26 protein-coding genes, 1 tRNA gene and 1 other RNA gene are annotated in these 20148 nt (G+C 34.2%); 18 read left to right on the top strand and 10 right to left on the bottom strand.

Going from position 1 to position 20148, the window contains the following annotated elements; genetic code table 11:
* Both OZD66_RS00735 and ruvX read left to right on the top strand, forming a co-directional pair.
* Positions 1-371, top strand: a 371-nt coding sequence (locus OZD66_RS00735; protein ID WP_338061736.1) for a transposase, incomplete at its 5' end; no start/stop codon positions are given.
* Positions 372-636: 265 nt separating this feature from the next.
* A complete protein-coding gene (ruvX, locus tag OZD66_RS00730) occupies positions 637-1104 on the top strand; it encodes a Holliday junction resolvase RuvX (protein ID WP_010082183.1) in 468 nt (155 codons plus the stop codon).
* A gap of 44 nt (positions 1105-1148) precedes the next feature.
* Here ruvX and ruvC read toward each other — a convergent pair whose 3' ends face one another.
* The 10 genes from ruvC to pheS form a co-directional block, all read right to left on the bottom strand.
* Positions 1149-1637, bottom strand: coding sequence for a crossover junction endodeoxyribonuclease RuvC (ruvC, locus tag OZD66_RS00725; protein WP_015588791.1), 489 nt, complete (start codon positions 1635-1637; stop codon positions 1149-1151).
* A complete protein-coding gene (locus OZD66_RS00720; protein ID WP_182366594.1) occupies positions 1638-2465 on the bottom strand; it encodes a cytochrome c oxidase subunit 3 in 828 nt (275 codons plus the stop codon).
* Positions 2466-2512: 47 nt separating this feature from the next.
* Positions 2513-3172, bottom strand: a complete 660-nt coding sequence (locus tag OZD66_RS00715; protein ID WP_182366592.1) for a TenA family protein — start codon at positions 3170-3172, stop codon at positions 2513-2515.
* Positions 3173-3216: 44 nt separating this feature from the next.
* The gene (locus tag OZD66_RS00710; protein WP_182366590.1) at positions 3217-3891 is read right to left on the bottom strand and encodes a TenA family protein; all 675 of its coding nucleotides are present in this window, start codon (positions 3889-3891) and stop codon (positions 3217-3219) included.
* 125 nt (positions 3892-4016) lie between these two features.
* Positions 4017-5189 (bottom strand): methionine adenosyltransferase, encoded by a 1173-nt coding sequence (metK, locus tag OZD66_RS00705; RefSeq protein ID WP_182366588.1) that lies wholly within the window; start codon positions 5187-5189, stop codon positions 4017-4019.
* 57 nt (positions 5190-5246) lie between these two features.
* Positions 5247-5323 (bottom strand) — tRNA-Ile (locus tag OZD66_RS00700).
* Between the two features lie 9 nt (positions 5324-5332).
* Positions 5333-5602, bottom strand: a complete 270-nt coding sequence (gene rpmA / locus OZD66_RS00695; protein WP_038249057.1) for a 50S ribosomal protein L27 — start codon at positions 5600-5602, stop codon at positions 5333-5335.
* Positions 5603-5612: 10 nt separating this feature from the next.
* Positions 5613-5915 (bottom strand): 50S ribosomal protein L21, encoded by a 303-nt coding sequence (rplU, locus tag OZD66_RS00690; RefSeq protein ID WP_182366585.1) that lies wholly within the window; start codon positions 5913-5915, stop codon positions 5613-5615.
* A 212-nt stretch (positions 5916-6127) separates the two neighbouring features.
* On the bottom strand, positions 6128-7420 hold the full coding sequence (gene glmU / locus OZD66_RS00685; RefSeq protein ID WP_182366583.1) for a bifunctional UDP-N-acetylglucosamine diphosphorylase/glucosamine-1-phosphate N-acetyltransferase GlmU: 1293 nt from the start codon (positions 7418-7420) through the stop codon (positions 6128-6130).
* Entirely contained in the window at positions 7421-8464 is a 1044-nt protein-coding gene (pheS, locus tag OZD66_RS00680; protein ID WP_182366581.1) for a phenylalanine--tRNA ligase subunit alpha, read from the bottom strand.
* A gap of 146 nt (positions 8465-8610) precedes the next feature.
* Between pheS and OZD66_RS00675 the strand changes: the two genes are divergently transcribed.
* The 16 genes from OZD66_RS00675 to ispG all read left to right on the top strand — a co-directional run bounded on the left by OZD66_RS00675 (position 8611) and on the right by ispG (position 19903).
* Positions 8611-10323 carry a hypothetical protein gene (locus tag OZD66_RS00675; RefSeq protein ID WP_182366579.1) on the top strand — a complete coding sequence of 571 codons (1713 nt, stop codon included), beginning with the start codon at positions 8611-8613 and terminating at the stop codon, positions 10321-10323.
* A 181-nt stretch (positions 10324-10504) separates the two neighbouring features.
* Positions 10505-11101: a riboflavin synthase gene (locus OZD66_RS00670; RefSeq protein ID WP_182366577.1), complete on the top strand. Its 597-nt coding sequence runs from the start codon at positions 10505-10507 to the stop codon at positions 11099-11101.
* Between the two features lie 57 nt (positions 11102-11158).
* Entirely contained in the window at positions 11159-11749 is a 591-nt protein-coding gene (locus OZD66_RS00665) for a CvpA family protein (RefSeq protein ID WP_182366575.1), read from the top strand.
* A gap of 124 nt (positions 11750-11873) precedes the next feature.
* Positions 11874-12203, top strand: a transfer-messenger RNA (tmRNA) gene (gene ssrA / locus OZD66_RS00660).
* 23 nt (positions 12204-12226) lie between these two features.
* Positions 12227-12664, top strand: a complete 438-nt coding sequence (locus tag OZD66_RS00655; protein ID WP_006279412.1) for a ClpXP protease specificity-enhancing factor SspB — start codon at positions 12227-12229, stop codon at positions 12662-12664.
* Between the two features lie 200 nt (positions 12665-12864).
* Positions 12865-13083 (top strand): hypothetical protein, encoded by a 219-nt coding sequence (locus OZD66_RS00650; RefSeq protein ID WP_182366573.1) that lies wholly within the window; start codon positions 12865-12867, stop codon positions 13081-13083.
* Positions 13064-13357: a type II toxin-antitoxin system RelE family toxin gene (locus OZD66_RS00645; protein ID WP_306700832.1), complete on the top strand. Its 294-nt coding sequence runs from the start codon at positions 13064-13066 to the stop codon at positions 13355-13357. The genes OZD66_RS00650 and OZD66_RS00645 overlap by 20 nt, the downstream gene beginning before the upstream one ends.
* Positions 13358-13455: 98 nt before the next feature.
* Positions 13456-13677, top strand: a complete 222-nt coding sequence (locus OZD66_RS00640) for a hypothetical protein (protein WP_095742622.1) — start codon at positions 13456-13458, stop codon at positions 13675-13677.
* Positions 13658-13969 (top strand): type II toxin-antitoxin system RelE family toxin, encoded by a 312-nt coding sequence (locus OZD66_RS00635; protein ID WP_010962380.1) that lies wholly within the window; start codon positions 13658-13660, stop codon positions 13967-13969. The genes OZD66_RS00640 and OZD66_RS00635 overlap by 20 nt, the downstream gene beginning before the upstream one ends.
* A gap of 83 nt (positions 13970-14052) precedes the next feature.
* Positions 14053-14274, top strand: a complete 222-nt coding sequence (locus tag OZD66_RS00630; protein ID WP_006279415.1) for a hypothetical protein — start codon at positions 14053-14055, stop codon at positions 14272-14274.
* Positions 14265-14540: a type II toxin-antitoxin system RelE family toxin gene (locus OZD66_RS00625; protein WP_007550684.1), complete on the top strand. Its 276-nt coding sequence runs from the start codon at positions 14265-14267 to the stop codon at positions 14538-14540. Before OZD66_RS00630 ends, OZD66_RS00625 begins: the two co-directional genes overlap by 10 nt.
* Before the next feature lie 171 nt (positions 14541-14711).
* Positions 14712-14990: a YggT family protein gene (locus OZD66_RS00620; protein WP_182366570.1), complete on the top strand. Its 279-nt coding sequence runs from the start codon at positions 14712-14714 to the stop codon at positions 14988-14990.
* Entirely contained in the window at positions 14991-17105 is a 2115-nt protein-coding gene (locus OZD66_RS00615; RefSeq protein ID WP_182366568.1) for an FtsK/SpoIIIE family DNA translocase, read from the top strand.
* Between the two features lie 176 nt (positions 17106-17281).
* Entirely contained in the window at positions 17282-17797 is a 516-nt protein-coding gene (locus tag OZD66_RS00610) for a hypothetical protein (protein WP_182366566.1), read from the top strand.
* 188 nt (positions 17798-17985) lie between these two features.
* Positions 17986-18606, top strand: a complete 621-nt coding sequence (locus tag OZD66_RS00605) for a TRP75-related protein (RefSeq protein WP_182366564.1) — start codon at positions 17986-17988, stop codon at positions 18604-18606.
* Positions 18607-18622: 16 nt separating this feature from the next.
* Positions 18623-19903, top strand: a complete 1281-nt coding sequence (gene ispG, locus OZD66_RS00600) for a flavodoxin-dependent (E)-4-hydroxy-3-methylbut-2-enyl-diphosphate synthase (protein ID WP_182366563.1) — start codon at positions 18623-18625, stop codon at positions 19901-19903.
* Positions 19904-20148 lie beyond the last annotated feature (245 nt).

Below are 20148 nucleotides of genomic sequence, written 5' to 3'. Positions count from 1 at the left end.
TACTATATGCAGATAGGGCATATGACAGAGAAAAGCTCTATAAGCTGTGTAATCAATATGGTATAAAAACGAAAATTCCTCCGAAAAACAACGCAGCAGAGCATCCAAAGTTAGACTATATGGCTGAGAGAAATTCTGCAGTCAAGCTCATAAGGTCATATGATGAAGATGGTATAAAGAAGTGGAAAAAAGAGATGAGTTATGGAAAAAGATCTTATATAGAAAGTTTTTTCTCGCGACTGAAACAAACATTCTGGTTTAGTTTTAGGAATAAATCTGAGACAAATAGAGAGAAGGAACTACTTGTTAAATGCTATTTGCTCAATAAGTTCACTGATATTGGTATGGCTAAATTTGAGATAGCTTCATAAATTTATTGTGCGTTACCTACTATCCGAAGAGCGATGCAACAAAGCCATTCCAGTGTCAAGCACTGGAATGACATCATAGGGGCACTGCCCTTTTGGATGGAAACCAGTGTCAGCTACTTAGATGATACCTTTTTCTACTTAGTTTGGGTTATGCAAGAAGTCTATTGCATTCCTGAGCAATTTGATTCATTATTCTTTTTGTAAAAAATTTTCTTAACTTTCTCTCCACTTTTTTAGTAAGGTCACTTTAAAGGAAGTCTAATAGATGCTACATAGAAATCCAGATGAGTTTCTAAAGTCTATTCCAAAAGATAAGCGCATAATGTGCCTTGACATGGGAGAAAAGCAAATAGGCATAGCATTTAGCGATAAAACACAGCTCATAGCCACAGCTCATAGCATATATCACAGAAAAAATATGAGCAAAGATTTAGGTTATCTGCATAGAATATTCAAAGAAAATGAATCTGGATCAATGGTAATAGGACTACCATTAAAAATGGACGAGCAAGAAACTAAATGGTGTAAAACTATAATCCAATTCGCAAATAAAATAATAAAAAAATATAAAGTAAATATATACTTACAAGACGAAAGCTTCTCAACATCTATCGCAACTCATACACTAAAAATTACTGGAATATCAATCACAAAATCGAAAAAAATAGATGATAAAATCTCCGCATGTATTATTTTGCAACGAACGTTAGACAAGATAAATACAATCAAATAGTTTTTCCAGATCTGGAAATCTTCAAACTGAATCCCATATAAAAATTACTCAACAAAACAAGAACCTTTCGTATAAGCATGACAAATTGCTACAGCAAGAGCGTCAGCAGCATGGTGGCATTTTATACTCAAATTTTTAACTATTTGCTTCACCATAAATATCATCTGATCCTTATCAGCATGGCCATTTCCGGTAATGCTTTTTTTTACATAGTTTGCATCATATTCATTCATAGTTAGCTTTGTTATTTTTAACGCTAAAATTACAACCCCTCTTGCATATCCTAAAGTTAGTGAAGATTTAGGATTTTTATTAACAAAAATTTTCTCCACCGCAGCTTCATTCGGAGAGTATAGGGAAATTACTTTCTTTAATTGTTCAAAAATTGTATGTAGGCGTTCACCTGTACCCAATTTACCATCAGTTGATATGGTACCGCCGCCCAAAAATTCAATATTATTTTTTTCGTTCAGGCTGATAATGGCCCACCCAGTCTTGCTTATTCCTGGATCTAGACCTATTATTTTAACCACTTAATAAACGCTTAACCAATAGACAAACAAAAATAAAAATATCCAGACTACATCTACAAAGTGCCAATACCAGGAGGCAAACTCAAAGCACAAATGGTCCTGAAGTGTAAATTGGCCTTTCCGTGCTCTAAATAAACACACTGATAAAAATATTATTCCTATTATAACGTGTGCGCAGTGAAAACCGGTAATCATATAAAAATTGGACGTATAAATAAGCTTTTCTCCTGTTTCTTGTAGAGAAAAACTCGCTTCATGATACTCTATTGCTTGCACTATTATAAAAAAAACTCCAAGCAATATAGTTATGGACAGCATTTTAATCATGCTCTTTTTATCATTTTTAAGTAAAGAGTGATTTGCCCAAGTAATTGTTGTACCAGAAAGCAATAATATTAACGTATTCATGAACGGTAGTGACCACGGATCAGGTGGCAAAATTCCCTCAGGGGGCCATTCAACTTTTTTTGCAGGAGAAAACGCCTCAAATAAAAAAACTGGACCAAGCCAGGCTTTAAAGAATGAACAAAAGAACACTATAAAAAATACGACCTCCGAGAGAATAAATAAGTACATTGCAAATTTGAGTCCATGTTTTACAATGGCAGTGTGACATTTGTCATAAATGGCCTCCCTTATTACATCTCTCCACCAATAAAACAGCACCCCTGATACTGCGGAGATTCCCAAAACTAAACAAAGCATTCCGACAATTTGTTTATGAAGCGCGCCAACTAATCCAAGTGCAAGAATAAGAATTGCTGCTGATACAGCAATTGGCCAAGGGCTTGGATCCACTAAATGAAAATCATGTTCTTTACTTTTCATAGCATTTTAAAAAATACTTATTAAGGATACAAATTAGCTTAAAATTGTCAATGTTCCTTAGGAAATTGATTGAATCTTGAAAAATTATATGCACCGTTCAAAAAATCTAACACAAATTGTGCAGTTATTCTAAACAACTCAAGCATTCTGCTCTTTTCATTTTCTCTTGCTCTGCTGCAATATTCATCAACAATATTTTCCAAAATAATGCATCCAGACTTTACTGAATCACTGTAACAAAAATCAAACCAATCCCTATATCTATTATTTTTCTTGAATCTATTTTTCATGCTATCAACGACAGTCTCGCATATAAACATGCAAGAATACAAAACCGTCATAGCCTCATAGGTATTACTATACGAGATGGATAAAAGAAAATTAGTGAAATTAAAACACTCAAGAGATTTCTTTCCACGACTTATACCGTACGTAGTAAAGTAGTAGTCATATAGCATTCTATTAACAGTCACTACTCTTTGGGCTACTTCAGCAAGCGAGATAATGCTACTATAATCTTCCATTTTGGATGCAGTAATTAAGGTGGTACGAATATAATCACCTAAGAACAACGTCTTTTGTTGAGCATAGAATCTGAAGTTTTCTATATTTAGGGTGTTATTTGCTAACTCAACATTAAAAGGATGCTCAATTATATCCTTTAAAAGATTTGACCCGTAACAGCTCCTAATTATGCCACTGAACACTGTAGTTACCGATAAAAGATCAAGTTAACGTAAATAATCCGCTGCTAATATTCTTTGCTAGATATATTAGAGTAATACATCTCATCCCAGAATATTACCTCAAGTTCTAATCCGTTACGAAAAAACTCGAGCATCTTTTTCTTCTCCTTATTACTAGATTCTCTATACAGCTTATTCACAATCTCAGTTATAGCATCAGCTATGTTATCCACTATATTAGCATTATAGAGATCAATCCATTTTTTATACTTATTGTCTGAAGGAACACTATCTTTTACCGTATGTTGAAAGGTAATCTGACACATACCAAAACATGGATAAAAAGCTGCCAAGCCTTCAGCTACTGAATTATGGTATGCAGCACGCATGAAGAAATCAATAAAGGCAGAACTAGATTTCGATCTTTTGTGGTTATCGGATGAGTTACATTCTGTAAACTGCTCCTCACATAGACTTCGCATACCGAATATTTTACGAGCTATAAAGGTTAATTTATCCATTGTTTCAATATCATTAGCTCTAGCTGCAATAATTAAAAAAGCACGAGTGCAATCCACTAAACATAAAAAAGTCTGTTGAACGTAGAACTTGAACTTCTTATAACTTAATTTGCCATTCATCAATTCAACATAGAAAGGATGTTCTTCTATTCTATCAACAAGATCAGATGATTCTTTTATAGCTACGCTACAGAATTCTTCTTTTATGTCATTATACATTACACGAACCTCACAATAAAAACTGGATATAATAATTATCACTAATATAGTATAATTATTATGAAAAAGCAATTATACTTCAACAATAAGCTAGTATATAAATATGAGGCTACAAATCAAAAATTTTAGCAATCTAAAGAAATTTTACTATTACCTTCTATATTGAATTCTCTACGAAGATCAGCAGACAAGTTTATGCTTTCCCAAGAAAATCCACCGTCACTTTCTGACTCTTTACCAAAATGTCCATAACAGGCTGTACGTTTATATATAGGGCAACTAAGCGATAAATGCTTGATTATGCCTTTTGTTGATAAATCTATATTATTCTCGATAAACTTTTTAATTACTCTTTCCTCTACCTTATTCGCACCAAATGTATCAATATAGAATGAAGTAGGTTTTGATACACCAATTGCATAAGAAAGCTGCACAAGACAACGTTCAGCCAAACCTGCAAAGACAATATTTTTAGCAAGGTATCTTGCCATATAAGCCGCAGATCTATCAACTTTAGTTGCATCTTTTCCGGAAAATGCCCCTCCACCGTGTGGAATATAACCTCCATAAGTATCAACCATAATTTTTCGTCCGGTTAATCCACAGTCACCAACTGGTCCACCAATAACAAATCTACCAGTTGGATTGACTAAGAGATTTTCCTCAGAACACATCCATCCTTCAGGTAAAGATGAAACTATGTAATGGTAAATTATTTCTTTTACTTTTGATTGATCCAAATCCTCAGGGTGCTGTATTGAGACAATAATACTTTCAGCACGTACTGGAAGGTTATTCTCATATGCCAAAGTGATTTGTGACTTTGCATCTGGACCAAGTTTTGCTTCTTTAACTGCACTCATGATATTTTTCAGAATCGAGTGTGCATAAAAAATGGGTGCCGGCATAAGGTTTTCTGTCTCTATTGTTGCATAGCCATACATTATGCCCTGATCCCCAGCACCTTGATCCAACCCTATTGCAATGTCATTTGATTGCTCATGCAGCAATATATTTACCTTCACTTTTTTCCAGTGGAAACCATCATGCTCATAACCAATATCTTTTATTGTATTCCGTACAATACTTTTAATCTTGCTATTCTTAATGTTAGGCCCAAACACTTCCCCAGCTATAATAACGTTATCTTTGGTGACTAAAGTCTCTATTGCAGCTCGCGCAAAAGGATCAGTAAAAAGGTATTTATCAAGTATTGCATCTGAAATTTGATCTGCTACTTTATCTGGATGACCAGCCGCAACTGATTCACTGGTTACTAAATTTTTATACAAACTCATGTTTTTGCTTATACAATATCAAAACCGCTATAGAAAACACAGTTAGTAACTACTAAATGGTGGGTCTGGGAAGAGTTGAACCTCCGACCTCACGCTTATCAGGCGTGCGCTCTAACCACCTGAGCTACAGACCCATGATTTATTCAAGCTGAAGCTTTCATATTATCTGTAGGCACGATATCAATAAAAGTCTTTTTATTTGCTGACCTTCTAAAACTGACCCAGCCTTCTACTTTGGCAAAAATCGTATGATCTTTACCTATACCAACATTCTTCCCAGGATGGAATTTTGTGCCTCTTTGGCGCACAATTATGTTACCAGGAATAACCTTCCCATTCTTCTTTATTCCTAACCTACGACCCGCTGAATCTCTACCATTACAGGAACTACCACCTGATTTTTTAGTTGCCATATTTTACCTCTTACTTTTGAAGATTAATTTCATTGATACGAAGAACAGTTATATACTGCCTATGACCAGTTTTCCTACGGTAATTTTTTCTTCTTTTCTTCTTAAAGATTATAATTTTTTCTCCTCTACACTGCTCCAATACTTCAGCTTTAACAGTAGCATTAGATGAATAAGATAAGCCATTATTTGAAATACAAATCACCTTATTGATTTCCACCTCTTTTTTTTCTTCAGCTTCTAACTTCTCTACCTTTATTATACTGCCTTCTTTTACTAAATATTGCTTTCCACCAGTCTCAATTACTGCAAACATGATAAATATAAATTATTGTTATTAACTTTAATCGTAAACGATGTCATATATACTGTCAATATAAATAAAAAGCACGACTTAACGTTCTTTTTGAGCTACTAAAATACTTTTAAGTAAACTCGAGAACAGGGTTTGCATTATGATCTAAAAGTAATTCTACAAGCTCTTGCAACAGTTCTGTTATTAGGAAGATCTGCTATAATTACAGCGAATTACTTTATTCTCTTAATCACCTGCTTTTCCCTTGCTATTGCAAGGCTTTTTTCTGGTACATCCTCAACTATAACACTACCTGCTGCAATTACAGATTCATCATGAATATTAAGCGGCGCAATTAGTGAGCTATTGGCGCCAACAAAGCAATTGCTCCCTATATTCGTTTCATGTTTATTTTTCCCATCATAATTACAAACAATAGTGCCTGCTCCTATATTACTCTCCTGCCCTACTTTAGCATTTCCTATATAACTTAAGTGTTTTATTCTAGTGTTTTGACCAACTTCACTTGTTTTCACTTCCACAAAATTTCCTATTTTTGCCTTATTACCAATTGTTGTGTTTCCGCGTATTCTGGTAAATGGACCGACCTCAGCACCACCTTTAATTAAGCAGTTCTCCAAATGCGAAAATGACAGTATTCTTGCACTAGACTCTATTTGTACTCCAGGGCCGAAAAAAACATATGGGTAAATAACTGAGTCTCTGGCAATTTGCGTATCAAGAGAACAGAAAACAGTTTCCGGCGCAACAAGCGTTACTCCGGCGTCGGTAAAAATTTTTCTTTTATTTTCTTGAAAGTAAAATTCAGCTTTTATAAGGTCATTTCTGTTATTTATTCCCGTTGCTTCTTCTCCACCGGTAATAACGTAACCGACATTTAAATTACTCTTCACTGCAATGGAAACTATATCGGTCAAGTAATATTCATGAGTTGAGCTATTGCACTCTATTTTCTCCACCAATTCACGTAAATTCTTTGCACATGCAACCATTATTCCAGCATTTGCAAGAAACTCTTCACGATTATTTTTATCACTCTTTGCTTCTACGATTTCTCTTAAGGAACCATTCTCAATGATTAACCTACCATATTCTTTATTGCTTGTCCTAAAACCTAGGCAAACTAGAGCCTTGCCTTCTAAATAACTAATCATTTTAGTTATTGTGCTGCTTTTTATGAGCGGAGTATCTCCATACTGCACAACAACTATGTTCGAATCTGGCAATTCTTTCAGGTTTCTCATCGCAGTTTTGACTGCATCTCCCGTGCCAAATGTTGATTCTTGTGTAATTAACTGTATATCCTCAAAGCACCTTAGTCTTTCAATTAAAGGCTGATCAACTACAACAGCAATATTTTCAGGATTTAACTGTTTTGCATTGTAAATGACATGCTGGAGCATGGAAAAATTGCCTATTTTGTGCAGAACCTTAGGCAAATCTGAATTCATCCGCCTGCCATGCCCGGCAGCAAGTATAACGAACGTATGAGTTTTACTTATCACTTATCTTAAAGATGAAAAATGAAAACCATAATGATCAAGCCAACTGATTTTGTTATCGTAAAAGCTTCTTAGGTCGCTGATTTGATATTTTAGCATCGCGAGCCTTTCTATACCAATGCCAAACGCAAAACCGTTGTATTTAGTATGGTCTATTCCAACATTTTGAAATACATTTGGATGCACCATACCACATCCAAGCACTTCTATCCATTTACTACCTTTATAACTTATGTCCACTTCTGCAGAAGGCTCGGTAAAAGGGAAAAAACTATTACGAAAACGTATCTTCAGCCCTTTATCTCCAAAAAACTTATTAAGGAAGTGATGAATAGTAAATTTTAACTGGCCCATATTGACATTCTCATTGACATATAACCCTTCTATCTGGTGAAACATAGGAGTATGAGTTGCATCAAAGTCATTTCTGTATACCCTACCAGGGGCTACTATTTTAATTGGGAAATTTTTTGTTTTTTCCATGGTTCTAATCTGTACAGATGAGGTGTGAGTGCGCAGTACCATTCTTTTATCGTTTATTTTATTCTTTAAGTAGAAGGTATCTTGTTCCTCTCGCGCAGGATGATGACTTGGAGTATTCAGTGCATCAAATACATGAAATTCATCTTCAATATCAGGGCCATCAACTGCTTTAAAACCCATATGTGCAAAAATAAGCTTTACTTCATTTATAACTTTACCGAGTGGATGGATCTTGCCGATTTTTTCTGGTCTAACAGGCAACGTAATATCAACTGCCTCGTTCTGCAATTTAAAGTTAACTTCTTCTGTTTTTAGCACATTTTCCCTATTCATGATAAGATGATCTATCTTATCACGTAAAGCGTTAATAACTGCGCCTAAATCACGCTTTTTCTCTGCATTTTCTATCTTTTTTAAGTTATCAAAATACGCTCTAATTACACCCCTTTTTCCCAAATATAATAGTCTAACTTTTTCTAAATCTTGCAAAGAAGAAGCATTCTCAATTTCGGAAACTGTTTTATCTTCAAGTGAAAGTATGTCATCTAATAACTCTTTATTCATCTTAAAAACGCTGGCTTAAACTTTCATTATAGTGAAATTTTAAATATCATCAACAATCCGAAAAGTTGCCCTATTCTGATTATTAATTTATTGACTAATTAATCTTTTTTATTTACCTTTGTGTTGATGAATTTGCTGTATCAACTATGCACAACAGCAACACTGAAACTAAGAATAAGTATAAGATAGAGGATTTACCTAAGCTCTTTAAGGAAAAATCAAAAAACATAAGTAAAGCATTTTCTAGCGAAACAATTAAGATCAGTACTATTCGCTCGAGAAGTATTGAAAGCAATATACAAAAATTTTCATTTGAGCTAACAGCAACAGATAAAGACACCTTTAATACAAGATTATTTCGAATAAACCCTTTAATTGATTTTTTCAAAATCTGCCTTCCTCAGGAAAAAAATTTTACAGTCAACATGAAAGTGCCGAAAGAAAGCAGTGAATTATATAATAACCACTGTAAAACTAACAGTTATAAAACTGTAGAAGAATTCGTAAATAATGCTCCGCCTCAAATCCTTCTGCGGGGCGTAACGATAACGCTACAAACAGATGCTAAAGACATTAACCTGGATAATTTGCACCAAATCGAGTTATTTCTAAATGAAAAGCTACAACATGCAGAAAAAACTGAAAATCAAGACAAAAAAGAACAGAGTGAGACTAACCAAAAAAACGCACAAAATAGACAAATCGTACCAGTTACAGGCCTGTTTGGCTATAATTTAACAAGTAGTAAAAAGCAAGTGATGCGGGTTCCAATAGTTGTTGCTGCAATGCGTGACAATTTTTTTTGGTTTGGATCTTCTTTTCGGCTACCCAATTTTTTTAATACAATACAATTCTTCTTTCAACAGCCACCAAAACTGTCCATACGAAACCAGAGGGCTTTGACTTACCACCCAACACTTCAAGAGGCAAAACAGGACAAGGTAACACAAAAAGATGGAATCGATGAAGGAAGAACAGAAGACGTCACAACGCTTATTTCTGATTTCGGTCAAACTACTTCGCACACAGAGTATTTTAAAGCTAATAGAAAAAAATCGAAAAAGCAAGCTCAAGAACTACCAGAAGAAGAAAAACAACCTACCATAAAACAAGCACGAAATGATGCTAGAGTAGCTATGATAGATAACCAGATTGAGCGCAGGGGAAAAAAACTCGATGAAATATTTATTGAAGTGATGAGTGGGTACAAAAATCAAGATCCAGAAACATTTCGCAATATTTTCAGCTCAGTATTCAATATTGTTTACTTTCAAGATAAACAATTACATGCAATCTTAGAGCCAGGCGAAATATCAGAAGTATTACAGATACTCGAAAGGCCACAACCTCTTAGTAACTCACTTTTAGGTAAAGAATATTTACAAAAACAAGTATATAGAAAAAAAGAGCAATTGCTTAAATTAGTTTCAGGTGTTTATATACAACAACCTTCTCCACAACATGAAAATACTCCTCATAAATCTACAAACCCTTTACCAATTAAAGATCCTTCACCAGCAACAAATGAAGCTAAAACTCTACCACCTACTAACATTACACTCAAATCATCATTAAAAACTGTATTTTCCTCAAAAAAGGCTTATTTTTGTCTATTTATAATAGTAGCATCTGCATCAACACTTTGCTTATGGCATTTTCCGTTAGGAAAAGTGTCAATGTTAAAAGGATTAGTACCACCAGAAAAAAGAGAAAGTATTGGGCTAGCATTGAACATAGGGTTACCAATATTAACTGCATTATGTGTTCTGAGTTTGGCTTATTTCATATATTCTGAATATTCTATAGAATCTATTGAACAAGTAAGTGAAAACGATCCCCTTTCTCGCGCTTATAGCTAGTGCAGGCTCAGTTTTCCTACGTCATACCGTCACGGTATCTCTAGATCCCGCTAACACGTAGCGGGATGACGAATTTGTCGTTTTTTAAATTGTCGGTAAACCAGAATTACTTTAACTATAACAAAATAGAAATAAGTTGTTGTAAAAAATTTTTCATGGTAGAATTATTTATTTTCACCATATGTTTAAAGGAATTATCACGGATATCGGGACTATAACTGATACTACCGCTCACTCCAACTCTGATCAAATTTTCCATATCAAGACACAAAATTTATCCTCTATAAATAAAGGAGATTCAATAGCTTGCTCTGGTGTGTGTTTAACTGTTGTTGATATAATGAGCGATACATTTACAGTCCAAGCATCTCAAGAAACTATGAAGGTTGCTAACTTAAATACGTGGAGAATAGGAAAAAAAATAAATCTCGAACAAGCAATGAGATTAAGTGATAAGATCGATGGCCACCTAGTTCAGGGTCATGTTGACGGGATAGTAAAAATTTTAACAATTGAGCGAAGTTTAGATTCTCATGAAATCAAGCTATCGTGCTCACAAGAATTAATTAAATTTGTTGCAAAAAAAAGCTCCGTTACACTAGATGGGGTTTCCCTCACAGTGAATTCAGTTATTAATCAGGAATTTACAGTAAATATCACTCCCTATACATGGGAAAATACAACTTTTCAGTACAACAAAGTAAATGATTATTTGAATTTAGAAATTGACATGATCGCTAGGTATTTAGATCAATTGATGCAGCATAAATACAATTAATTTTACAACCTTGTTATTTACAACTATTATATCTTGAAAACCATATAGATATAAAACATGCTTTTCGATAGCCTAATTATCTTCATTGTTGTTCTATGCGTAATAATCTCGGTAACTAGAGGCTTTATAAAAGAGCTATGCGCACTAATGTTTCTATTTTTATCGGTCTTTCTGACAGCTAATCACTATGATTTTTTCACTCCAAATTATAGTAAATATTTTGATTCTAAAGTTACACTAAACATACTTTCTATAATCTCTGTATTTATTATACTTAATCTTATATTGATGATAATAAATAACTGGCTAATGTACATATTATCGCCCATAAGATTGGGGTTTATTGATAGAGTTACTGGAATCTTTCTCGGAGTGCTTAAAGGAATATTGCTCTCTTATGTATTATTTTTTGCTGTGCACTTATATTGCTACACAGTATATGACAAAAAAGAGGGAGAGTATAAAATAGAAGCAGAAGACATATTGCCTAATTGGATAATAAATTCACACTCTTATCAGGCTTTATTTGTGACAGCAGAAGAAGTAATTGACGTGTATGTACCAGAGTCGTTGATACTAAAAATAAAAGAGATCGGTGGAGAAATGGTTGATCAAGAAAAACCTAAAAACAATAAAAAAGAAGAGTAAATATTTATTTATAAATATTTTCATTGGGAGTATTCAAAAAGCCATATGTGTCAGGTTAAGAGCACAGAATTTTTTACTGGAAATATTAATTTTGTTTTAGCAATAAATCAACTTAAGGTCATAATATCTTGACATTTATTTAATGTTGCTATATAGTAGCTATGTACATTTTGTGTACTATAGCAATAAAATTACCTTGTAATAGGTGTATTGGACCCGAGGGCAGTACTCGGCGCCTCCACCATGTTTTTTAATTATACGGGGGCGATTAAGGATCGACATGCATAGTAAAGATGGTAGCTTTGCTCGGTTAGACACCACCGCTAAGAGTTCATAATTTAAATGCAAACGATAATTTTGCTGCTGAGGAATATCGTGTTGCTGCTTAATTTAGCACAACCGGTTTATTACTAAAGCACGGTTTAGGGAACGCCGGGTAACAGAAGTTCCCCCAAAATTTACGTATGTGAAAGTTATATGGAGCAAACAGATTACAAAAAACTGCTTAATTCTGCTAAGTTTCAAGTTATCAAAAAGACTTTAGATGTTATATCAGGTAATGGTTTTATCCCTCACTTAGAAATATTATTTTTCACATATTTTAATGGTGTGACCATGCCAGATCGTTTGAAAAAGTCATACCCTACTCAAATGCTTATTATATTACAGCATCAATTCTATGATTTAAAAGTTTCTGAGGATAAATTTAGCGTCAGTTTGAGTTTTCAAGGAAAACAAGAGCGAATTACTATACCGTTTTTTGCTATTAGTGAGTTTCGTGATAAAATTTCAGGAGATGTTTTAATATTTGACAAAATCAGTATCGACTCTGATAAAGAATACAAAAGTGAAAAATGTACTGAAAAACTATCAAACGGTAGTATTATATCCATAGATCAACTGCGTGATGAGTAACTGCTCATCTTTATAAACAAAAAATATTAATAGAAAAAAGTGGTCTAACTTAAGTAATAGAATAGAGGGTAGATAAATATGCTAAATCTTTAATTATTTATTAACGCAGGTGGCAAAATTTTTCTTACATATCATCAACTTCCTTTATTGAAAAATTCAGAAAAATGTTGTATAATTATTAGTAGACTTTGGTAAAATATATGACAGATTCAGGAATTAGTATAACTTTTGACCCAAAAACTTTACATAACCTTACTAAGTTAGCTGAAATCACCAAGGAATCCGTTCAAGAACTAGCAAAAAGGTTAGTCATCGAAGGAATCGAGTGCGAAGTAGAAGATATTGCGTTATATAAAACTATTAAGGAATGTGAGGATGTAGACTGGAACACAGTACTATCTGAAAGGGAGAGGACATAAACTGAAATACGATATTGTCTACTCAAAAAACTTTACTGAAAGAGATTTTCTAAATCTTCCAAAAACAATAAGATCAAGGATTACAAAAGCGATAAACGAGCGGCTTACAACTGATCCAATTAAATTTGGTAAACCATTACGTGGCAGGCTAAAAGGGTATAGAAGAATAAGGGTTAGTGATTATCGAATTATTTATACTGTAAATATTGCAAAACATAAGGTATTTGTTGCTACAGCAGGACATAGAGACACCATTTATGAGAAGGCTACTTGATAAACATTAAATATATTTTTATACAGCCCTCCTTCCTTTATTGAAAAATTAAAAAAAATGTTGTAAAATAGCTATAGTAGCAGACTTTGGTAAAACTTATGGTAAATTCAAAAGTTAGTGTAACTTTCAACCCAGAAACTTCGCAGCATCTTGTTGAACTAGCTAGAGCCACCAAGCAGTCTGTTCAAAAATTAACAGAAAAGCTAGTCAAGGAAGCAATCGAACTTGAAGCGGAAGATATTGCATTTTCCAAAATTATTAGGGAGTTAAATTCTGATGATGCAGAAGAAGTAGAGGATAGTGAAGACATCTGGAAATAAGCAATACACCATTAAATATCTAAAGCATGTTCTTAAAAGAAATTTGCCTTCCTTGCCGGAAGATGTAAAGCCAAGTATTAAAGATGCAATAAAAGAGTATCTTGAGACTGATCCTATTGGTAACGGTGTGTTGCTACGCAAGAGATTAAAGGAACATAGAAGAATAAAAGTTGCTGATGATTATCGTATTGTCTACCGTGTAAATACTGTAAAACGTATAGTAATTATTGTTTCAATAGGACACAGGGACAATATTTACAAGCAGGCAATATTGGACCTACTGAAACATTAAATATATTTTTATACACCACTCCTTTCTTTATTGAAAAATTAAAAAAAATGTTGTATAACCATTAGTGGACTTTGGTAAAACATATGGCAAATTCAGGCATTAACATAGCTCTTAGCGAAGAAACTTTAAAGCATCTTGCTGAATTATCTGAATTTACTAAACAGCCCGTTCAAGAATTAGCAGGAAAACTATTTAGAGAAGCAGTTGAGCTTGAAATGGAGGATTTTTTAGTATCTAAAATTTCTGATGAGCGTGATGTTGAAGGTGCAGAAACAGTTGATTTTGAAGATATTAAGTGGGATTAGAGCGTTACAAGGTTAAGTCTCTAAAGAGTGTTGTTGAAAAAGATTTACCAAACCTTCCAAAGATAATAAGGCTAAGAGTTCAAAAGGCTATAAAAGAACGTCTTACAGTTGACCCAATAAATTTTGGTGAACCACTACATCATAACTTAAAAGGATGTAGAAGACTAAGAGTTGGTGACTATCGTGTAATTTACAGAGTAAATCAATTAGATCATATAGTAACTATCACAGAGATAGGACATAGAGATGATATTTATAAGAAATAAATATCAACATTAATATATATTATACACCCCTCCTTCCTTGTCCATTCTCTACTTTAGGTGGCTTTGCGCAGCTCAAAAAATGAAGTTTTTTTTGGTTCAGCAAAAACAACATTTTGAGTTTGAAAAGGCTAAATACTTGTCTTTTATATAACTTTCGTGTAATAGATATGTATGCATCCAATCATATATCTACTCGATACGTTACTTGATCTTTATAGCTTCATTCTAATATGTTGGGTTGTCCTAAACTGGCTGGTTAAACTTAATATGGTGAACATATATAATGAAACTGTCAGTAGCATAATGCACATCTTGAACCAATTGACATATCCACCACTAAAGATTATTAGAAGATATATACCACCGTTCAACGGATTAGATTTATCTATAATGATATTGCTAATAACAATTCACTTTGTAAAATATACAGTAGCTTACTACTTTAGGTAGATGTTAAAAAAATATCTAAAATCAGCAATATATCTATCCCTTTTAATATATATATATATATCAGTTTTTAGCTATAACTATAAAGATCCTTCCTTAAACACGGCTACAAATGAGGAAGTGACAAATTTAGGTGGAATAGTAGGTTCATATTTAGCTGATATATTGGTTCAATTTCTTGGATTAACTAGTGTTACAATAGCTACAACCATAGTTTACTTGTTGATCTTCAGGCCAGCAAAAATACTGCTGAAAATTCTCTATTTAATATTAATCAATTTAGGGGTATGTGCTATATTACCACAACTTTCGCTAGGCATCACAGCAAGGTACAGACACAGTGGAATAATAGGGAATGCACTCGTTAATAACTGCCCGTTTTATGTATTTGTGATAGTAACATTAATAGGTCTTGTAGGATCTGTTGGTTGGAAGAGAACAATTTACTCTCTATTCTTCTTATGTGAAAAAATAGCTTGCTTATTTGTAAATGTTCCATTCTTCAGATCACATAAAACTGCTGAATATTCAGTTGCACCATTAGTAGTAGAAGAAAAACATAAAACTAAAATCACTACTAAACAACAACCAAAAGAAAGACAGAAAAAAGCCACCAAAGAAATTTTCAGTGAGTTCGAATTTCCAAGCATTCATTTACTTTCCAAAGCAGAGGAGTCTTTGCAGAGAAAACAGCTGAATGAAATGGAGAGCAATAAAAATTTATCTCTGCTGGAACAAGTCCTGAGTGATTTTGGCGTGCAAGGAAAAATTATCAGTGTGTGCTATGGGCCGGTTGTGACTTTATACAAACTTGAACCACAAGCTGGTACGAAATCTGCAAGAGTAATTGGCCTTGCAGATGACATTGCACGTTCGATGAGTGCACTCTCTGCACGTATTTCAATAATTCGTGGGCAAAATGCTATGGGAATAGAGTTGCCGAACAAGGAACGGGAAATTGTAATGCTGCGTGATTTGCTTGAATCACCAGAATACCAAAATGCAAACTTAAATCTTCCAATTGCGCTTGGCAAAGAAATAAGTGGAAAACCAGTTATTGCAGATCTAACTAAAATGCCTCACTTGCTCGTTGCTGGAACCACAGGGTCTGGTAAATCAGTTGCGATTAACACTATGATTCTTTCACTCGTTTATCGATTAAGTCCTGACGAATGCAAGATGATAATGATCGACCCCAAAATGCTTGAGCTTTCAATATATGATGCAATACCGCATCTAATAACGCCAGTGGTAACAGAGCCAAAAAAGGCTGTTATCGCTCTTAAGTGGATAGTGAAAGAAATGGAAAACCGCTATCGCATGATGTCGTATTTGAATGTACGCAATGTTATAAACTATAATCAAAAAATCACAGAAGCGATGAATAGTGGAATAGAATTGGAGCGCGTTGTACAGATTGGCTTTAACTCAACAACAGGCAAACCTCTGTTTGAAAAAATACCAATCAAGATGGAAACATTTCCGTATATTGTAGTGATCGTGGATGAAATGGCAGATTTGATGCTTGTTGCCGGCAAAGAAATAGAGTGCTCTATTCAACGCTTAGCTCAGATGGCTCGTGCTGCAGGAATACACATCATAATGGCAACACAACGCCCATCTGTGGATGTGATCACAGGTGTGATAAAGGCGAACTTTCCAACGAGAATCAGTTTTGCTGTTACTTCTAAGATAGATAGCCGTACAATACTTGGCGAACAAGGGGCTGAACAATTGCTCAGCATGGGTGACATGCTCTATATGGCCTCTGGTGGTAAGATCATTCGAGTTCACGGCCCATTTGTGAGCGATGATGAGGTACAAGATATAGTTGATCATCTGAAAATGCAAGGTGAGCCAAACTACATGGAGGAAATCACTAAAGAAGATGAAAATTCTTCTACAGAGTCACACGATGAAACGGAGGATGAAGAAAATGACCTCTATAACCAAGCAGTGGCCATCATTCAAAGAGATCAAAAAGTTTCAACCAGTTACATTCAAAGGCAGCTTAGAATAGGCTATAACAGAGCAGCAAACATCGTTGAAAGAATGGAAAAGGAAGGTATTGTCAGCGCTCCAAATTACTCAGGGAAAAGAGAGATATTGGTTGAATAACAATCTTGTAATACCTTAATTTAAGTTTCCGCACTTTCAAAAAGCAAGTCAAACAAAATTATTAAAAGATCAATACATAATGACAGTTAATTTAATAATAATTTAAATATTTGGAATGTAAAATTATAATATATTAATTAACTACGAGGTTAAAAATGTCTTTGTGGGAACGTATTATGTATAATTTTAAGGGTCTTGATAAGTTAGTAATAGAAGAATTGCAAAAAAGAGTGGAAGAACTAGAGAAGGTATTAGGGAACTTCGCAGGTTTGGAAGAAGAAATAATCAAACTGGCGGATGAATTTAAGGAAAATTTCAAAGAGCTATTAGATAAATTCGACGATTTGAACGATAAATTCGATGGTTTGAAAGAGCAGTTGGAGGGAGTTAAAAAGATAGCAGAGGAAGCTAAAAAGATAGCAGAGGGAGCTAAAGAGACGGCAGAGAACGCTATAGAGGCAGTAGGAGAACAAGAAAAAATAATGGCAACTTGTATCATAGTCAGTGCTGTTGCTGCGATAGCGATAACTTCTTTTGTTGCATTCTGTATCTATCAGGGAGTTAAACTTGAAAAGGAGAAAGAAAAGAACTCGTCTAAAGATACACCAGACGCAAAACTTAGTAATGTAGATGCTACCGATGGTACTGAAAAACTACAGAATAACTTAAAAATTGCAAGCATAGCTGCATAACACTCTTCTTGAGGAGGTGTTACGCAACTTGTAGCACCTTACTCTTCTCTTAGCCTATGTAGGTTTTTTGATAGTAAACATATCACTTTTTAGAAAAATATTTGTATTGTAAAGTTAGTAAAGATTCTGGTTTACTTAAAGTTTGTTAATTGCTATCTTTTGAAACACGATATTTACTATAGCACCATATGCTTAGGATTTTTTCTAAAGTTTTGTTTATATTAATGTTTTTGGTTTCTAGCTTTTTTACTGTGCATAGTGCTGGAGCTAAATCTAAGCTCAGTAAGAGATACATACCTCCTGGTAACCCTGGTGGTGCAAACTTTCATACAGATGAGGATTTTGCTGAGTCATATAAACTGTATGAGAAGCGTAGGGAGCTCCTCAAGAAAAAAAAGTTACAAGATCGAGCTATAAATAAAGAAGATCTAATCAAAAAATTAAAAGAGAAAAAAATTGCTAGTCTTGATAATGAGCCAAATGACATGGAAGCTTGCATAGTCGACGATGAAGAGAGCGCTATGATAAATCAGCATGGTATTAATATCGCACGTTTAAAGAGTGCTGTATTTATAGATCAAGAGCCAGTTTCCCAGTATGAAAATAAGCAGCATGAAAGTGAACAACAAGAAGAGAAGAAAGTTACTTCAACACGAGAAAAGAAAGTTTCTCCTATAAATGTCACTATAAAAGAAACTCCTTCAAGAAGAACGTGCTCACATGATTCTATTGCTAATTTGGATAACGTAGATGCTTATAGTTTGAATGGTTCAAGTTCGTTTGGCAGCGTAGCTGACACAGTAAAATAGTATCACAATTAATAATATGCTAGATACAGACCTGATATTGAATGACGATGCATGTGAATTATCGCCAATTTCCAGGCACAAAACTCATGTTGTAGAAGTTGGAAAAGTAAAGATAGGCGGAAATAATCCTGTAGTTGTACAATCTATGGCGCTTGGTGTGCATATAGATTCTGATAATATAAAAAGTAGCGCAAAACATTATGCAAAAGAGATAACAGAACTAGCACGTACAGGTTCAGAATTGGTGCGAATTGCCTTGAACTCAGAGGAGGTAGCAAGAGCAATACCTTATATAGTAGAAGAGATAAATAAAGAAGGTTTTGACGGTAAAATATTGGTAGGCTGCGGTCAATATGAGCTAGATAAATTAGTTCAAGATTATCCAGACAACATCAAAATGCTGGGTAAAATTAGAATCAATCCAGGCAATATAGGCTTTGGCGACAAACGTGATGAGAAGTTTGAAAGGGTGATAGAGTATGCAATAATGCACGATCTTCCGGTTAGAATTGGGGTAAATTGGGGTAGTCTTGATAAATACCTTTTGCAAAAATTGATGGATGAAAACTCTTCGCTTAGTAATTCAAGGCCTTCTGATGTTATACTGCGCAAAGCACTTGTAATGTCTGCTCTTGATAGTGCAAAAAAAGCTGAAGGAATTGGTCTAAATTCAAACAAAATAATCATTTCATGTAAAGTTAGCAAAGTGCAAGATTTAATTTTAGTTTATATGGCACTTGCAAAATCTTCCAATTATGCGCTGCATTTGGGTTTAACTGAGGCTGGTATGGGCAATAAAGGTGTGGTAAATACCGCAGCAGGGCTTACTTATTTATTGCAAAATGGCATTGGAGATACAATACGGGCTTCTTTGACTCAACGTCCTGGTGAATCGCGTACTAATGAAGTGGTGGTGTGTCAGGAAATATTGCAGTCTATAGGCTTGCGACACTTTAACCCTCAGGTTAATTCATGTCCTGGTTGTGGGCGCACGAGTAGCGATCGTTTTCGTATATTAACTGAAGAGGTGAATGGCTATATAAAAACTCATATGCCGATGTGGAAGAAAAAAAATCCAGGTGTAGAGCATATGAACATTGCTGTTATGGGATGCATAGTAAATGGTCCTGGAGAAAGCAAACACGCAAATTTGGGAATCAGCTTACCTGGATATGGAGAAAAACCTGTTTCAGCAGTCTACAAAAACGGCAAATATTTCAAAACTTTACAAGGTGATAATGTCTCTGAAGAATTTAAGGCAATTATTGATAATTATGTGAAGAAGCATTACACGTAACCTTTCACGGTTAATTAATAGATAAATCGCAAATAAAAAAGAAAATTAAACCTTGTTTTTCTTTTTTCGTTGGGAATGTTCAAAAAAGCATACGCGTCAAGTTAAGGAAATAAAGGTATGAAAGAGATAGAATAATAAGGTATAAGTTCTCCCAGATGTATAGCACTTCTCATAATAGTCCAAAAAAGGTAAGATATGGATTTATAGTAGTGATGGTAAGCATGCCAGCAGCATATAGTTATGAC

The organism is Wolbachia endosymbiont of Drosophila baimaii (genome assembly GCF_028982185.1).
GTDB classification, from domain to species: Bacteria; Pseudomonadota; Alphaproteobacteria; order Rickettsiales; family Anaplasmataceae; genus Wolbachia; species Wolbachia pipientis.
The sequence above is the reverse complement of the archived record's forward strand: the minus strand, read 5'-3'. Positions and strand labels throughout refer to the sequence as shown.

Bases quoted from the DNA above. Each gene is read 5' to 3' on its own strand.
- OZD66_RS00665 (WP_182366575.1), top strand. From the start codon at position 11,159: ATGCTTTTCGATAGCCTAATTATCTTCATTGTTGTTCTATGCGTAATA.
- OZD66_RS00640 (WP_095742622.1), top strand. From the start codon at position 13,456: ATGGTAAATTCAAAAGTTAGTGTAACTTTCAACCCAGAAACTTCGCAG.
- metK (WP_182366588.1), bottom strand. From the start codon at position 5,189: ATGAGTTTGTATAAAAATTTAGTAACCAGTGAATCAGTTGCGGCTGGT.
- OZD66_RS00605 (WP_182366564.1), top strand. From the start codon at position 17,986: ATGCTTAGGATTTTTTCTAAAGTTTTGTTTATATTAATGTTTTTGGTT.
- OZD66_RS00720 (WP_182366594.1), bottom strand. From the start codon at position 2,465: ATGAAAAGTAAAGAACATGATTTTCATTTAGTGGATCCAAGCCCTTGG.
- OZD66_RS00710 (WP_182366590.1), bottom strand. From the start codon at position 3,891: ATGTATAATGACATAAAAGAAGAATTCTGTAGCGTAGCTATAAAAGAA.
- OZD66_RS00670 (WP_182366577.1), top strand. From the start codon at position 10,505: ATGTTTAAAGGAATTATCACGGATATCGGGACTATAACTGATACTACC.
- pheS (WP_182366581.1), bottom strand. From the start codon at position 8,464: ATGAATAAAGAGTTATTAGATGACATACTTTCACTTGAAGATAAAACA.
- ispG (WP_182366563.1), top strand. From the start codon at position 18,623: ATGCTAGATACAGACCTGATATTGAATGACGATGCATGTGAATTATCG.
- OZD66_RS00650 (WP_182366573.1), top strand. From the start codon at position 12,865: ATGACAGATTCAGGAATTAGTATAACTTTTGACCCAAAAACTTTACAT.
- rplU (WP_182366585.1), bottom strand. From the start codon at position 5,915: ATGTTTGCAGTAATTGAGACTGGTGGAAAGCAATATTTAGTAAAAGAA.
- OZD66_RS00615 (WP_182366568.1), top strand. From the start codon at position 14,991: ATGTTAAAAAAATATCTAAAATCAGCAATATATCTATCCCTTTTAATA.
- rpmA (WP_038249057.1), bottom strand. From the start codon at position 5,602: ATGGCAACTAAAAAATCAGGTGGTAGTTCCTGTAATGGTAGAGATTCA.
- OZD66_RS00610 (WP_182366566.1), top strand. From the start codon at position 17,282: ATGTATAATTTTAAGGGTCTTGATAAGTTAGTAATAGAAGAATTGCAA.
- OZD66_RS00620 (WP_182366570.1), top strand. From the start codon at position 14,712: ATGCATCCAATCATATATCTACTCGATACGTTACTTGATCTTTATAGC.
- OZD66_RS00675 (WP_182366579.1), top strand. From the start codon at position 8,611: ATGCACAACAGCAACACTGAAACTAAGAATAAGTATAAGATAGAGGAT.
- OZD66_RS00655 (WP_006279412.1), top strand. From the start codon at position 12,227: ATGGAGCAAACAGATTACAAAAAACTGCTTAATTCTGCTAAGTTTCAA.
- OZD66_RS00630 (WP_006279415.1), top strand. From the start codon at position 14,053: ATGGCAAATTCAGGCATTAACATAGCTCTTAGCGAAGAAACTTTAAAG.
- ruvX (WP_010082183.1), top strand. From the start codon at position 637: ATGCTACATAGAAATCCAGATGAGTTTCTAAAGTCTATTCCAAAAGAT.